General features: G+C 50.6%; 11 protein-coding genes. 4 read left to right on the forward strand and 7 right to left on the reverse strand.

The features are described 5' to 3' along the window. Positions 1-16: 16 nt before the first annotated feature. Positions 17-3,916 carry an ATP-dependent RNA helicase HrpA gene (gene hrpA / locus BSPA111_RS12405; protein ID WP_183271471.1) on the reverse strand — a complete coding sequence of 1,300 codons (3,900 nt, stop codon included), beginning with the start codon at positions 3,914-3,916 and terminating at the stop codon, positions 17-19. Positions 3,917-4,122: 206 nt separating this feature from the next. Between hrpA and azoR the strand changes: the two genes are divergently transcribed. Next, entirely contained in the window at positions 4,123-4,728 is a 606-nt protein-coding gene (azoR, locus tag BSPA111_RS12410; RefSeq protein ID WP_183271472.1) for an FMN-dependent NADH-azoreductase, read from the forward strand. A 139-nt stretch (positions 4,729-4,867) separates the two neighbouring features. Here the strand turns inward: azoR and BSPA111_RS12415 are convergent, their stop codons facing one another. Then, entirely contained in the window at positions 4,868-5,755 is an 888-nt protein-coding gene (locus BSPA111_RS12415; protein WP_183271473.1) for a DMT family transporter, read from the reverse strand. Positions 5,756-5,870: 115 nt separating this feature from the next. Between BSPA111_RS12415 and BSPA111_RS12420 the strand changes: the two genes are divergently transcribed. Continuing rightward, positions 5,871-7,205 (forward strand): PLP-dependent aminotransferase family protein, encoded by a 1,335-nt coding sequence (locus BSPA111_RS12420; RefSeq protein ID WP_183271474.1) that lies wholly within the window; start codon positions 5,871-5,873, stop codon positions 7,203-7,205. 482 nt (positions 7,206-7,687) lie between these two features. Here BSPA111_RS12420 and BSPA111_RS12425 read toward each other — a convergent pair whose 3' ends face one another. Together BSPA111_RS12425 and BSPA111_RS12430 are read right to left on the reverse strand one after the other, a co-directional pair. Next, positions 7,688-9,160: an aspartate aminotransferase family protein gene (locus BSPA111_RS12425; protein ID WP_183271475.1), complete on the reverse strand. Its 1,473-nt coding sequence runs from the start codon at positions 9,158-9,160 to the stop codon at positions 7,688-7,690. Positions 9,161-9,178: 18 nt separating this feature from the next. Further along, positions 9,179-10,564: a diaminobutyrate--2-oxoglutarate transaminase gene (locus BSPA111_RS12430; protein ID WP_183271476.1), complete on the reverse strand. Its 1,386-nt coding sequence runs from the start codon at positions 10,562-10,564 to the stop codon at positions 9,179-9,181. 621 nt (positions 10,565-11,185) lie between these two features. Here BSPA111_RS12430 and BSPA111_RS12435 point away from each other — a divergent pair. After that, complete coding sequence (locus tag BSPA111_RS12435; protein WP_183271477.1) at positions 11,186-11,398, forward strand: hypothetical protein; 213 nt, start codon at positions 11,186-11,188, stop codon at positions 11,396-11,398. A 143-nt stretch (positions 11,399-11,541) separates the two neighbouring features. Here BSPA111_RS12435 and BSPA111_RS12440 read toward each other — a convergent pair whose 3' ends face one another. From BSPA111_RS12440 to BSPA111_RS12450, 3 genes are read right to left on the reverse strand one after another with little or no spacing between them, the layout of a single operon-like run. Beyond that, positions 11,542-11,865: a YdbL family protein gene (locus BSPA111_RS12440; protein ID WP_183271478.1), complete on the reverse strand. Its 324-nt coding sequence runs from the start codon at positions 11,863-11,865 to the stop codon at positions 11,542-11,544. A 5-nt stretch (positions 11,866-11,870) separates the two neighbouring features. Beyond that, on the reverse strand, positions 11,871-12,071 hold the full coding sequence (locus BSPA111_RS12445; RefSeq protein WP_183271479.1) for a YnbE family lipoprotein: 201 nt from the start codon (positions 12,069-12,071) through the stop codon (positions 11,871-11,873). Beyond that, positions 12,068-14,710: a YdbH family protein gene (locus BSPA111_RS12450; protein ID WP_183271480.1), complete on the reverse strand. Its 2,643-nt coding sequence runs from the start codon at positions 14,708-14,710 to the stop codon at positions 12,068-12,070. The genes BSPA111_RS12445 and BSPA111_RS12450 overlap by 4 nt, the downstream gene beginning before the upstream one ends. A 222-nt stretch (positions 14,711-14,932) precedes the next feature. On the opposite strand from BSPA111_RS12450, the gene BSPA111_RS12455 reads away from it, so the two are divergent. Next, complete coding sequence (locus tag BSPA111_RS12455) at positions 14,933-15,922, forward strand: 2-hydroxyacid dehydrogenase (RefSeq protein WP_183271481.1); 990 nt, start codon at positions 14,933-14,935, stop codon at positions 15,920-15,922. Positions 15,923-16,169: the final 247 nt, after the last annotated feature.

Genomic DNA, 16,169 nt, shown 5'->3' on the forward strand with positions numbered 1-16,169 from the left:
GGAACCCCATTAACCATTATCCCGTGATAGCTTCCATCGCCTGCAATATGCGCTTATCAGAAATCGGGTACGGCGTACCTAATTGCTGTGCAAAGAAGCTGACGCGCAGTTCTTCAATCATCCAGCGGATTTCCAGCACATCGTCGTCAACACGGCGGGCTGGCGGCAGTTTATTCAGCCACTGCTGCCAGGTTTGCTGAACATGCTCCACTTTCAGCATTTGCACGCGATCGCGATGCGGATCGACCGCCATTTTCTCGAGGCGTTTCTCAATAGCGTTCAGATAACGCAGCGTATCGCCAAGACGTTTGTAGCCATTCCCGGTGACAAAACCGCGATACACCAGGCCGCTCATCTGCGCTTTCACATCCGACAGACCCAATGCCATGCTCATATCCACGCGCCCTTTGAGGCGTTTGTTGATATTGAATACCGCCGTCAGGATTTGTTCGACCTGCTTCGCAATTTCCACCACCGTGTCGTTAAGTTCGGCGCGCACTTTTTCATGCAGTGCAGCAAAGCCCTCCTCGCTCCACACTGGCCCGCCTGCCTGAGCAATCAGCTTATCAACGCCGCAAGAAATACAATCGTCGATCAAATCCAGCACTTTGCCGTACGGGTTAAAGTACAGGCCGAGTTTGGCTTTGTTCGGCAGTTTTTCATGCAGATATTTAATCGGTGATGGAATATTCAGCAGCAACAAACGGCGTAAACCGCGCCACATCGCCTGTTGCTGTTCGAGCGGATTATCAAACAGCTTGATTGCCACGCTCTCTTTTTCATCCACCAGCGCCGGGAACGCCTTCATGCGGTAATTGCCACGTTTTTGCTCGTAGCTTTCCGGCAATGAACCGAAACTCCAGATATGCAAACCACTTTGTTCGATGCCGTCGTCTGCCACCGCCGAGAGTGTTTGCTGGACTTTATCTTTCAGGCCACCTTTCAACTCGGTGAGATCTTTACCCTCTTTGAGTTTTTTGTTGTGCTCATCAACCACGCGGAAGGTCATTTTCAGGTGATCGGGCACCTGATCCCAATGCCAGTCTTCGCGGTCGATGGTGATGCCGGACATGCGGCGGAATTCACGTTCTAAACTTTCCAGTAATGGCAATTCCAGCGGCGTGGCGCGGCCTAAAAAAGCTTCGGCGTAGTTTGGCGCAGGGACAAAGTTGCGGCGCACAGGTTTTGGCAGCGACTTAATCAGCGCAATCACCAGTTCGCGGCGCACACCGGGAATTTGCCACTCGAAACCGGCCTCTTCAACCTGGTTTAGCAGCGGCAGCGGAATATGCACCGTCACGCCATCGGCGTCTGCGCCCGGTTCAAACTGATATGTCAGGCGCAGCTTGAGATTCCCCTGATGCCAGAAGTTCGGGTAGTCGAGTTTACTGACTGTTTCCGCGCCCTCTTTTATCAACATGCTCTTTTCGAAATTGAGCAGGTCCGGCGTCTCTTTACTGGCTTTCTTCCACCAGTTGTCAAAATGGCGGGCAGTAATGACGTCGAGAGCGATACGCTGATCGTAAAACTCAAACAGCGTGTCGTCGTCCACCAGAATGTCGCGGCGACGGGACTTATGCTCAAGTTCTTCAATTTCGTTGCGCAGTTTGAGGTTATCGCGGAAGAACGCGTGGCGTGTCTGCCAGTCACCTTCAACTAAAGCATGGCGAATAAACAGCTCACGGCACAGCGCCGGGTCAATCTGGCTGTAGTTCACACTGCGGGCTGCCACAATCGGCAAACCGTAAAGCGTGACTTTTTCCGTCGCCATCACCGCGCCCTGCGATTTCTCCCAGTGCGGTTCGCTGTAAGAGCGTTTTAGCAGATGCTGAGCCAGCGGTTCCACCCACTCCGGGTCGATACGCGCGGCAATGCGCCCCCACAGGCGGCTGGTTTCCACCAGTTCGGCAACCATCGTCCATTTTGGCGGTTTCTTGAATAAACCGGAGCCAGGGAAGATGGAGAAGCGTGCGTTACGTGCGCCGGTGTATTCCTGTTTATCGGCATCTTTCTGGCCGATATGTGAAAGCAAACCGGTCAGCAATGCGCAGTGAACGGAGCGGAAATCAGAAGGTTCGCTATTAATCGGCAAGCCTAACTCTTTCACCACCTGGCGCAACTGGGTGTAAATGTCCTGCCATTCGCGAACGCGCAGGTAGTTCAGGTAATCAAGTTTGCACTGGCGGCGGAACTGGTTAGACGATAGCTCTTTTTGCTGTTCACCGAGGTAGTTCCATAAATTCACATACGCCAGGAAGTCAGATTCTTTGTCATGGAAGCGACGATGTTTTTCATCCGACGCCTGCTGTTTGTCCATCGGACGCTCACGCGGATCCTGAATAGACAGGCCTGCGGTAATGATCATGACTTCACGCACACAACCAAATTTCTGCGCTTCCAGCACCATACGCGCCAGACGCGGGTCGACAGGCAACTGCGAAAGCTGGCGGCCAAGCGGCGTGAGTTTATACACGCTAAGGTCGGCATCGCTGGTGATAGCACCCAGCTCTTCGAGCAGGCGCACACCATCCTGAATATTGCGCTTATCCGGTGCTTCGACGAACGGGAATGCGGCGATATCACCCAGGCCAAGCGCAGTCATTTGCAAAATAACGGACGCCAGGTTGGTGCGCAGGATTTCCGGGTCGGTAAATTCCGGGCGCGACAGGAAATCGTCTTCGGAATAAAGACGAATACAGATCCCGTCAGAAACACGTCCGCAACGGCCTTTACGCTGGTTTGCCGAGGCCTGTGAAACCGGTTCAATCGGCAAGCGCTGCACTTTGGTGCGATAGCTATAACGGCTGATACGCGCGGTGCCGGGATCGATAACGTATTTAATGCCAGGCACAGTCAGCGAGGTTTCAGCCACGTTGGTTGCCAGCACAATGCGCCGTCCAACATGTGACTGGAAGACGCGGTTTTGCTCGCTATTCGATAAACGTGCATACAGCGGCAGCACTTCGGTGTGTGGTAAATTCAGCTTGTTTAGGGCATCAGCGGTGTCACGAATCTCGCGCTCACCGCTCATGAAAATCAGAATGTCTCCGGCGCTTTCATGGCCGAGTTCATCGACTGCATCAAAAATCGCCTGCAACTGGTCACGATCGGTATCGTCGGCATCTTCAACCATCGGGCGGTAACGCACTTCCACCGGGAAGGTACGGCCTGAAACTTCGATGATGGGCGCATTATTGAAATGACGCGAGAAGCGTTCCGGGTCAATGGTCGCAGACGTGATAATAATTTTCAGGTCCGGGCGCTTCGGTAACAGTTCACGCAAATAGCCCAACAGGAAATCAATGTTCAGGCTGCGTTCGTGCGCTTCATCGATGATGATGGTGTCGTACTGCATCAACAGGCGGTCTTGTTGAATTTCTGCCAGCAGGATGCCGTCGGTCATCAGCTTGACCATGGTGTTTTCACTGACATGGTCAGTAAAACGCACCTTATAGCCCACACATCCGCCCGGTTCAGTTTGCAGTTCTTCCGCAATACGGTTCGCAACGGTTCGCGCCGCCAAACGACGAGGCTGCGTGTGGCCAATCAAGCCTTTAACGCCGCGCCCCAGTTCCATGCAGATTTTGGGCAGCTGTGTGGTTTTACCCGAACCGGTTTCCCCGGCCACGATAACCACCTGGTGGTCACGAATGGCTTCGAGAATGTCCTGTTTTTTCTGACTGACAGGCAGATTTTCCGGATAAGTAATCTTAGGCCGCGACGCTTCGCGTAGCAGAACCTTACCCGCAGCCGCTTCGATTTCCACAGCCAGTGAATCAAACACGGCTTGCTGCGATTCAGGATTTTTCACCTTCTTCGCGCCATGCAAACGGCGAGAGAAGCGTTGTCTGTCGCGTAGCATTAGCCCGTCGAGGCGAGAGAATAATGAGGACAGTGAGGGTTTTATGTTTTCCATTGCGTAATCATCACGGCAGCGCACTGCCTGGTAAGTCTGTTTTATCAATTAGCGCTAGATTAGCACATTGCACCTTTTGACGCCTTGTTCAATAAAATCGAACATAGAGTTCGATATATTGCGCTATCACTGCAATCGGATTGTGAATAAAGTATTTCTCAGCGAACGGGCAATCTGTCCGAATGAACACAACAAAGGAATCACCCATGAGCAAAGTCTTAGTCCTGAAGTCCAGCATCCTGGCAGGTTACTCACAGTCAAATCAGCTGTCTGACTATTTTGTTGAACAATGGCGTGAACAGCATAGCGCAGATGAGATTACCGTGCGTGATCTGGCTGCAAACCCAATCCCTGTGCTGGATGGTGAGCTGGTTGGCGCGCTGCGTCCAAGCGATGCCCCACTGTCTCCACGTCAGCAAGAAGCACTGGCCCTGTCTGACGAATTGATTGCTGAACTTAAAGCACATGACGTGATTGTTATCACCGCACCGATGTACAACTTCAACATTCCAACACAGTTGAAGAACTATTTCGACCTGGTTGCGCGTGCAGGTGTGACTTTCCGTTACACCGAGAAAGGTCCAGAAGGCCTGATTACCGGTAAACGTGCTGTGATCCTGACCAGCCGTGGCGGCATCCATAAAGATACCCCAACCGACCTGCTGGTTCCGTATCTGAATATCTTCCTTGGCTTTATTGGTATTACTGATGTGAACTATGTGTTTGCTGAAGGTATTGCATACGGTCCGGAAGTGGCAAGCAAAGCACAAAGCGATGCTAAAGCGGCAATTGATAGCATCGTAACCGCATAATTCCTCGTCATCATTGACCGGGTAAAACGATTCAAAAAACGGCAAATATCATGTTTGCCGTTTTTTTATTGTTTCAGGCCGGAAAACTTAGCTTATTCAGCGCCTGTTGCAACAAAGACCTTTATTTCCCCAGGTAAATCTATCCAAACTTACGTGTGCCCACCACGCAGCAAATCACCCCAAATGTAATGACCACCATTTGCAAACTCACTGTTTCGTGAAGGAGTGTCGCCGAAAGTGCGAGACCAAAGAATGGCTGAAGCAATTGTAACTGCCCTACCGCAGCAATTCCGCCAACGGCGAGGCCTTTATACCAGAAAATAAAGCCTATCAGCATACTAAAAATTGATACGTAACCCAGCCCAAGCCAGGCCGGAGTACCAATGTTATTGAAGGTGACTGGCAGGGTTGCAAACGAGGCTATCAGCATAAAAGGAAGTGAAATCAGTAACGCCCAACTGATGACCTGCCAGCCACCAAGAGTCCTCGAGAGTTTTGCGCCCTCTGCGTAACCCAGGCCGCAAACCACCACGGATGCCAGCATTAATAAATCCCCAACCAGCGACACGGCCAGGCTTTGGTAAAGGGCGAAACCCACGACCAGCAGGCTACCCATAATCGAAAATATCCAGAACGCCAGATGTGGACGCTCGCCGCCACGGAGCACACCAAAGATAGCCGTAGCCAACGGTAAAAGACCGAGAAACACAATTGAGTGAGCAGATGTGACGTGTTGTAGTGCGATGGCTGTCAGCAACGGAAAACCGATGACCACACCGATCGCGACAATAACCAACGAGAAAATTTGGGATGCCAACGGGCGCTTTTCCCTGAAGCTTAACAGCAGAATCAGCGCCAGTACGCCTGCAATAGATGCCCTTGCAAAAGTCAGGAAAAAGGGATCGATCTCCAGTACCGCCAGACGGGTTGCCGGAAGCGATCCGCTAAAAATAACCACGCCAATCAGGCCATTTATCCATCCCGAGAACGAACCCGATTCCTTTTTGTTCACCACTGTATTAACCACGTTGACCTCATACCCGTCAGACAAAAAAGAGAAACCATCGTTTCTCGTTCATAGACACGCGGGATAATAGTCGCCACAATCCATGACAATCAAAATATTGTCATGGATACATTTAATGAAAGCGCGCTATAAAGCGATTGTTGATGAATTTGCTACGGCTATTCGTTCCGGCAAGCTGCCAGCGGGAACCCGGCTTCCCACGCACCGGGAGCTGTCTGCTGAAAAGCAGATTTCACTGGCGACCGCTACGCGCGTGTATGCTGAACTCGCATCCATGGGGCTGGTGAGTGGTGAAACCGGGCGCGGGACTTTTGTCAGGGAAATTTCCCTTCCCGCCGGGCTGGGTATCGATCAGCAAGCCGTAGCAACAGATGTGCTGGATTTGAACTTTAACTACCCCGCTCTCCCGGAACAGACTGAGCTACTCCGTGATGCATTACGACAGCTCACCACCACAGGCGACCTTGAAGCCCTGTTGCGCTACCAGCCTCACGCGGGTCGTCTCAGCGAACGCCAAACGATAGCTAATCATATTGCAAACGCTGGAATTGCACCTTCAGCCGACGATATTCTTATTGTTAACGGTGCACAGCATGGTCTTGCCGTTACGGTGATGGGGCTTCTGAAACCAGGAGATGTTGTTGCCGTCGATGCACTAACTTACCCAGGTTTTAAGACGCTAGCCGTAGCATTTAATCTGGAGCTGGAAGCCATTCCTTTTTCACCTGACGGGCCGGACCTCAACGCATTCAGGAAATTGTGCCAGCGCAGGCGTGTACGTGCGGTCTACACGATGCCCACCCTACATAATCCGCTGGGATGGGTGCTAAGCAAAAGGCAACGTCAGGAGTTTGTCGCCATTACCAGACAGCATGATCTCCTCATCATAGAAGATGCTGCCTATGCTTATCTGGCAAGCAGCCCGCCGCCTCCCATCGCCTTTTTAGCGCCTGAGCGAACCATTTATGTCACCGGTTTTTCCAAAAATATTGCGACCGGTCTGCGCATTGGTGCTGTCGTTTGTCCAGCTCCTTATCGACCTGCGCTGGAACGGGCGATTCGAGCTACAACCTGGAATACTCCATCGCTTATGACGACTCTCGTGTGCGGCTGGATACAGGATGGAACGGTCAACAAGCTGGAGTCACTCAAAAGGCAGGATGCGCAAAAGCGCCAGAATATTGCCCGAAAGGTGTTTGCTTCAATGCCGTATATTAGCCATCCGGCATCCTGGTTTATTTGGCTACCGCTGGCTGAAGAAGTGCGAGCTGAAAGTGTAGTTCGTCGCTTATTAGATAAGAATATTTCAGTCTCTACCGCCGAGCCCTTCAGCACGTCTCAAAACGTGCCGCACGCCATTCGTATTGCGTTGGGTTCAGTCAGTGAAGAAAGCCTTTACCAGGCTCTTATTACGGTGCGCGAGACAATTGAATATGAACAATATCGTTAAAGGCTTCTATAGAAGAATAAATATTAATAAAAAAGAAGAGGCTAAAAAGGTTAATCCAAACCACTCGGAATAAAGCAACGCAAAAGCAAATAAGCAATTCATCGCCCACCATATGAAGACCCGTTTGCGCAGCCCATTCCAGTCATATTGCGGATAACAAAATCTTAAAATAATAAAAGTTATCGTCGTCAGAATAATCAAAACGTTTTCATCCGTGAAACGCGGGCAGGAGTTAAGCATAAGTGTGGTTTTCACTCATTTTGCCTAACAGGGATTTAAAGCAATATTAACTGCGTGGGAATTGTTTTGCAATTAGTGTTATTTAATAAAAATAAGCACAATACATCAATGAGTTACAGGGGGGGTAATCGAAGAGGATAACACTGGTGAATACAATTGAAATATTATATTCATGAAGCAAATTATATTGCAGGGAAATGAATGAGTCATTGGGTGGTATTAACCACCCAATGACTTTTAACTTAATTTGCCAGCAATGGCTGTGCGGTCTTCTCAACTAACGCAAGCAGGAGTTTAATATCCTCGAGCGTAACAATTGGGTTCAGCAACGTCATTTTCAGGCAGGTAACACCGTTATGTTCCGTGACGCCGACGTTGGCACGACCGGAATCCAACAATGCATCACCAATTTTCTGGTTCAGCAGCGCAATAGCCGCATCATCACTGGCAGCTAACTGCTCAGGACGGAAACGGAACAATACGCTCGCCAGTTGTGGTTTCATCACCAGTTCCAGAGACGGCTGTTCAGCCACGTACTGTGCAACTTGCTGCGCGAGTGTCACACCGTGATCGATGATTGCGGCATACTGCTTCTGACCCAACGCTTCCAGACCCATCCACAGTTTCAGTGCGTCGAAACGACGAGTTGTCTGCAAAGATTTAGACACCAGATTTGGCACGCCAGCTTCTTCATCGAACTCAGAGTTCAGGTAAGCCGCCTGATAGCGCATCAATTCATAGTGACGGGCTTCTTTTAACAAGAATGCGCCACAGCTGATGGTCTGGAAGAATTGTTTATGGAAGTCCAGAGTAATGGAATCCACTAATTCAATGCCGTCCAGATAGTCACGATATTTCTCGGACATCAGCAACGCCCCTCCCCACGCTGCATCAACGTGCACCCAAATCTGGTGCTGCGCGGCAAAGGTCGCAATTTCACGCAATGGGTCGATTGCACCCGCATCGGTCGTACCGGCTGTCGCGACAATCGCCAGAATTTGCTCACCATTGGCTTGCGCCTGCGCCACTTTCTCACGCAGATCGTTGAAATCCATGCGTGCAAATTCGTCGGTTTTCACAAGCGTAACAGACTGGTATCCGAGGCCCATCAAAGCCATGTTCTTCTGCACCGAGAAATGGGCATTTTCAGAACACAGAACTTTAATCTTTCTCAGATCACCGATCAGACCATCCTGCTGGATGGAGTGACCCTGACGGGCAAAGAACGCGTCACGCGCCAGCATCAGCCCCATCAGGTTACTTTGGGTGCCGCCACTGGTGAATACACCCGCGTCGCCTGCCTGATAACCCACTTGAGCACGCAGCCATTCAATCAGCTTCATCTCGATGATGGTCGCTGATGGGCTTTGATCCCAGGAATCCATGCTCTGGTTGGTGGCGTTGATCAGCACTTCAGCCGCCTGGCTGATGACCAGACTTGGGCAGTGCAAATGCGCGACACACTGCGGATGATGTACCGACAGGCTGTCTTTCAAGAAGAACTCAATGGCACGTTCAATAGCAGCCTGGTTGCCCAGGCCCTGCGGATTAAAATCCAGTTGAATGCGCTCACGCAGTTCAGCAACGCTTTTGCCCTGATACATCTCAGGTTGCTGTAGCCACTGCACAACAGCCGCACTGGTCTGCGCAATCGCCTGCTGGTAGGCTTCCGTGCTTTGCGCAGAGCCTGCCAGAATCGGGTTTAAATCAGACATTGTGGTCATTCACTCCACTCAAACAGGTTTGATGCCGGACGCCAACAGCGCCTGCTCAAATTTGTCGAGGAAAATAGCCAGCTCATCGTTGGTGATCAGCAGGGATGGCAGCAGACGCAGTACGCAACCGTTACGGCCACCACGCTCCAGAATCAGGCCAGCTTTGAAGCAGTTTTTCTGCAGCAATGCGGACAACTCAGCGTCAGCCGGGTAGCAACCCATATGATCTTTCGCTTCGTTTGGTTTAACAATCTCAATACCGATCATTAAGCCCAGACCACGAACCTGGCCAATAACCGGGTAACGTTTTTGCAGATCAGCCAGTTTGCTTTTCAGCCACTCGCCCTGTGCTGCAACTTTGTCAGCAATCTTGTTTTCTGTCAGATGCTTCAGCGTGGTCAAGCCGGTTGCCATCGCCAGTTGGTTACCGCGGAAAGTGCCGGTGTGGTGGCCTGGTGACCATGCATCGAACTCTTTCTTGATACCCAGCACTGCCAGTGGCAAGCCGCCACCCACTGCTTTAGACATCACGATAATGTCCGGCTCAATGCCAGCGTGTTCGTAGGCAAACAGTTTACCGGTACGGCAGAAACCAGCCTGCACTTCATCGATGATCAGCAAAATGCCGTGTTCCTGGGTCACTTTGCGAATGCGCTGCAACCACTCTTTCGGCGCCGGGTTAACGCCGCCTTCACCCTGAACCGCTTCCAGAATGACAGCCGCAGGTTTGCGCACGCCACTCTCAACGTCGTTGATCAGGTTTTCGAAGTAATAGGTTAGTGCTTTAACGCCAGCTTCACCGCCAATACCCAGCGGGCAGCGGTACTGATGCGGGTAAGGCATGAATTGAACTTCAGGCATCATACCGTCGACAGCTTCTTTCGGAGACAGGTTGCCTGTCACAGAAAGTGCGCCGTGAGTCATGCCGTGATAGCCGCCGGAGAAGCTGATAATGCCTGCACGGCCTGTCACTTTCTTAGCCAGTTTCAGCGCCGCTTCAACGGCATCTGCACCAGATGGGCCGGTGAATTGCAGGCAATATTCTTTACCCTGTCCAGGCAATAAAGAGAGAAGATATTCGGAGAACTGGTCTTTCAACGGCGTGGTCAGATCCAGTGTATGTAACGGCAAGCCGCTAGTAATGACATTTTGGATGCTTTGCAGCACGTCAGGGTGGTTATGTCCAAGAGCAAGTGTACCTGCCCCCGCAAGGCAATCAAGATATTGATTATTCTCAACATCGGTGATCCAAACACCATTGGCTTTCGCAATTGCAAAAGGCAATTTACGTGGATAACTCCTAACATTCGATTCAAATTCAGCTTGTCTTGCTAAATAGGTTTCATTATTTCCGTTTAATGAATTCGCACCTAAACTGTCAATACGGACTTTATCCGTCATCATATCTCTCCTACAACTGCTAACTCGTTAATTTCGCAGCTGATTAAATGAATTAGAAAAACTAAGCACCTGTAAAAATCGCGGCCAATATAGGTTCTTTTTGCTCTCTGCTCAATAATTTATTTGTTCGATTTCTTAATGTTTCTGATTTGTAATACTTCCGAAAAACAGTGTAAAGATCGGCAACTGACCGCTCATGCTACAAAGAGAATGTTACACAGAGATTAAAGCGGTTAAAAAACAAATTATCAGCATTATATATAGGTTTTCGCGCTGTTCATGTGGGAGGTTACGGGAAGGTTTCAGGCGCTAAAACAGGCAAAATTACACATTTCAACAGACAAGTACTTTCTCAAGTGAAATCAATCTATAAAGAAGATAAGAGGAAGGGTTAAATAGAATAAAAATGAAGCACATCAATGATGTTTAATCGGTTGTTAACATATTTATATTTAAACACTTACAGCAATACAATTTAATAACACCCAAACGCAATGCCCACTCAGGTGAGCAACGGTCTTTTCCAATGTTCAAGGATTACCGCCGCACGCCTGATTGGATCGCCATCGCTCATGATGCTTTTCGCTTTAGTGACGTATTGACCCCGGTTGTCTGAGGTTGCCCGTGTGCCCAAACGCAGGCATTGGCGAAGATACTGGGTTGCTGGTTTGTGAGTCGCTCCCACCTAGCCCTGCCACGGTATCGCTTGTCCCGATACCAGCGACTGTATCACTCCCGAGCAAATCGATCGTGGTCTGGGCTGTCGTCGATAGCTGGCCGGTGGTCGTGGACGAGCTGTTTGAATTGGAATTGATGCTTGAGGTCGACGTCAATTGAGCGAGCGCTGCCGTGGTAACTAAAGATAACGCGACGGCCAGAATAAACTTTTTCATCAATTGTTCCCCATTCGATACCAGCTGTACGGAAGAAATCAGTGGCTTTTCGTCCCTAAACTGTAGTCCAGCACCTGAGGTAACGTGCTACTTTTTCATCCACTGCCCGTTAATACCGCGCACATATTCGCCCGGTTGCGCCCGCGCCACCAGCTTTTGCCCTGCCAGTTCAGCCACCTGGTTTGCCGATATGTTGTTGCTATCCGCCAGCTTTTGATAATTCTCCGAACGCGCTTCATTTATGCTTTTTACCAATGCCAGCGTTTCTTTGTCCTGCTTGATAGGGGCAATAAAACCGCTGAGTGTCTCCCCTACGCGGCCTTGCTGGCGGGCTTCGGACAACGTTAACGCCAAAACCTGGCAACTCATCATCATGCTCGCCAATACAACGCCTTTAACGATATTTTTCATGACGCTCACTCCGTGCCAAACAGATCGCTGCGGTTTTTAAGCAACGTTTCAACGTCTTTATCCACTTTAATATGAATCTCATGCTCGATTTTAACGTTCATATTTATGGTAATGGGCTCTTTTGGCGCCGCGACTTCGATACGCGGAGTACATCCCGTTAATGTGGCAATCCCTGTCGCCAGGAGTGTAGCGATGACGATCTTCATTGTGTTTCCTCACAAGCTTTATCGCGTGTCTGACAACGCACATCCGGTAGTGCGGTATGTTGCTCAAGCCAGGTTTGCAAATTATCCCCAAAACGCAAGCTGCGCCAAAGCGTAAAGAGGTTTTCCTGATGGCTGTAATTCAGCCGCACTTCGTTCCTTTTCCCTTCAACCTGACTGGTGCCGCGCACATTCGCCTGCAGTGTAAGTACACCAAGGTTATCTAAATTGATATGCGTCCAGGAATGAGAAATTTCCATATATCGCAACCAGTTAACAGCAACCCCTGCGGCAATATTGTTCTCAACAATGGCATCCGCCATGTCTTTATCCAGTCGTAATGTCAGCGGCCCTGGATTGGTCAGCCAGCCGTCTTTGATTATCCATTGCGGATGATTAAGCCACAGCGGCAGCGCACCGTTTACACGTCCGGACATCGTGAACTGTTTGGGGTTGACGGCCGTGACCAATTCGCTCGACGAGATGTTTTCTAAGCGTAGCAAGGCGGCGTCACGTTGTGGCATGCGCAGTTGTTGCACGCGCAATTTCCCCCCCAAAATATCGACGTTAACGTTACTGAGTGTCAGTGGGCGTTCGTCACTCCACGGATACCAACCTTCAAGATCAGCGGTGATATTGGTCGACGTAACCTGGTTTTTGACTTCCGCAACGCGCAACGTCACCGGCCCATCCGTCCCTAATTGCCAGGTACTGTGGCTGAAACGGAATGGCAGCACAAAATCAACACCATTAATTTGGTTATCCGGCATCCAGACACTGCCGCTTTTCACCACACCATGCCCACCGGCTTCAAAGCCCTGTCCCGCAGCCGCGGAAAAAGCGACCTGTGAATACAACGTGCCGTCTTTTAAGGTCATTTGCCAGTCGGCGGGGATCAACGGCTGGAATACCGTCAGCACTTGTTGCGGCCACCAGGCGTTACCGCGCAGGCGCTCCCCGTCCCAGCGGCCATTGACCCGCACCGGCCCAATCTCACCCGCATGCAGATCGCCTTTATACTGGAATGATGACGGGTCTTTGCCCGTAACGCTGAAGGCTAATACCGACGGTGGTAACGTACTACCGCCGCTAAAGGTCGTTTTACCGGCATTTAATGTGAACGAGCCCTCAAACGAGGGGTCCGATTCATCACGCTGCCAGTGCAGCGGCTTGTCGAGTTTCAGGCGTGGTTCGGTGACGAGCATTGAACCGTACTCAAGTTTGTCAAAGCCGGTCGAGAGCGACGTTAGCTCAATCACACTGTCGCGCCATTCACCATAACCGCGCACATCCCATTTCGCCTGCATCGGTGTGAACTCACCATTACCCCAGTATTTCCACCGCCACAAACCGGCATCCGGTAAAAAGTTGTCCGCTTTCCCATCCAGGTGAATCACAAAGTTGCCCATCTGATTCTCATGCGCACGCACGATAGCCTGCAATCGCCCGTCAACACCTTGTTGCGTGACACTCACCCCCGCAAGCGGCCAGCGAATTTCATCCACATCCAGAGCGTCGATCGCCCGCCCGCGGGAACGCAGCAACGCGCCAGGCCGGAACAGCAGTTTAGGGGTGGCAATTGCCCCGCTAATTTCGCCCGGCAGCATGGCGTAAAACACCATGCCATCCTGCTTGGCTTCACCGGTTAACTGCACCGGCAACGCGCTGTCAATCAAACTGAGTTTGCCGGGACCGATACTGAGCACCGCATTCGCTTTACCTGCGCTGCCCTCGGTGATGACATTCATCCGGCCACTTATTACGGCCTTTTCCAGCCCCTGTTTCCAGTCATCCACCCGTAGTGCAATCCCGCCACGCAGCGGAATACCTGCATATGGCCAGAACCACCGCCCACCATTCACTTCAAAAATCGTGTTGCTGACAGTCCAGGGCAGCGACACCAACGGTTCAACCGCACCCGGCTTTTCCACGGTTAATGATCCCTCTTCAGCCTGCCAGGCCAGGGCGACATCTACCCGTTCAGACTCTTGAGGAATGCGCAGTGTGGTCGCGAGATAGCCCTCTTCCGGCAAGCTGGTTGTGAGTGGCGGCAACGTGATTTGCCCGGCCAGTTCGAGCGGCTCCATCCCCGCTATCGCCTGAATCTTTAACTTTTGTAACGCTAATAACTGGCCGTTCAGTTGCGCATCTACACTTAAAGATGGGCCTGCGTAATGAAGAGTTTGCTGCTGGGGTGAAAGACTCAGGTTTAAGGCACCGGAGAACTGTTGAAACGGGGTAATATTGACCTTATCTATAGTAATAAGGCTTTCAGGTAGCAGTGATTGCCATTCAGCAAGCGTACGCGGTGCCGCCGGGCCTGACTGATCGAGCGGCATTTTACTGAGGCAATCGACGTCAAGATTGAGCGTATCAAGGTGGATACGCCAGCGTTTCGGATGGCTGAGAGTGGCGTCTTTAATGATTGCGAGTTCGCAATCCCCGGCGAGGTAGCGCAAGTCAGGAATAAGGATCGCGCCGCGTTTAAACCTCGGGCTTGCTTCCATGGCGATGCGTGTCCCTTTCGGCAGCCAGATCCCTGCAAGCGTAGGCAGCCAATTGGCGATAGTCATCGTGAGCGTCAACAACAGCAAGATAACGATCAGCAGCAACGCAATAATGGCTTTATATTTACCCTTCATGGGCGATTAAGATCCTGATTCAGCGACAATTTTGTACCCAGCCACGCAACATATGCAATGATTCTTGCATTATTCAAGCCGAGCGTGAAGATCAAGCCTGATTTAAGCGTAGCTAAGCTTGAGTGAGCAGCAGAATTTCATCCATAAAATTTTTGTTTAAGATTTGTATGATTATTTTAAGCGTGGTAATTTTACAACAATATCATTCTGGAGATAAGTCTCATGAAATTGGCAGTCTATAGCACAAAACAGTACGATAAAAAGTATCTGGAGCAGGTTAACACTGAATACGGCTTTGATCTTGAATTTTATGACTTCTTGTTAACCAAAAAAACGGCCAAAACGGCTCATGGCTGCGAAGGCGTCTGTATCTTCGTGAATGATGACGCGAGTCGTCCGGTGCTGGAAGAACTCAAAAACCAGGGTGTGAAATTTATCGCGCTGCGTTGTGCCGGTTTTAACAACGTCGATCTCGATGCGGCAAAAGAGCTCGGTTTGCCAGTGGTGCGCGTACCCGCCTACTCACCAGAAGCCGTGGCTGAACATGCCGTCGGCATGATGATGTGCCTGAACCGCCGTATTCACCGCGCTTATCAACGTACCCGTGATGCCAACTTCTCTCTGGAAGGGCTGACCGGTTTCACCATGTTTGGCAAAACTGCCGGTGTGATTGGTACGGGTAAAATTGGCCTTGCCGCACTGAGAATATTGAAAGGTTTCGGCATGCGTCTGTTGGCGTTTGACCCGTACCCAAGTGCGGCGGCGATTGAGCTTGGCGTGGAATATGTCGATTTACCTACCCTGTTTGCGCAGTCTGACATTATCTCCCTGCACTGCCCAATGACACCAGAAAACTATCATTTGCTTGATCGTGCGGCGTTCGAACAGATGAAAAATGGTGTGATGATTATCAACACCAGTCGTGGCGGTTTGATTGACTCTCAGGCTGCAATCGATGCCCTGAAAAATCAAAAAATTGGCGCGTTAGGTATGGATGTTTATGAGAACGAACGCGATTTGTTCTTCGAAGATAAATCTAACGATGTAATTCAGGATGATGTGTTCCGTCGCCTGTCTGCCTGCCACAACGTGCTGTTTACTGGTCACCAGGCATTTTTGACTGCGGAAGCGTTAACCAGCATTTCTGAGACTACGCTGGAAAACCTGCGTCAGTTAGAGAATGGTGAGACATGTGTGAACCAGGTTAACTAGTTTTAGTCTGGACGCCCTCACCCTAACCCTCTCCCCCAGGAGAGGGGATATCGGAGCGCTGTATTCTCCCTCGTCTTCAAGGAGAGGAGATAGGAACGCTATATTCCCCCGCTCCTTCAGAGGCAGAAAATAGAGCCCGGTATTCTCCCTCTCCTTCAAGGAGAGGGTCGGGGTGAGGATTGTTTTAGGATTATCCTTAAAGAATCACCACGCACTTTTTGCCAAAGTGTGTCCAACTCATTGATGA

It is taken from the genome of Buttiauxella sp. A111 (genome assembly GCF_014189855.1).
GTDB lineage: Bacteria > Pseudomonadota > Gammaproteobacteria > Enterobacterales > Enterobacteriaceae > Buttiauxella > Buttiauxella selenatireducens.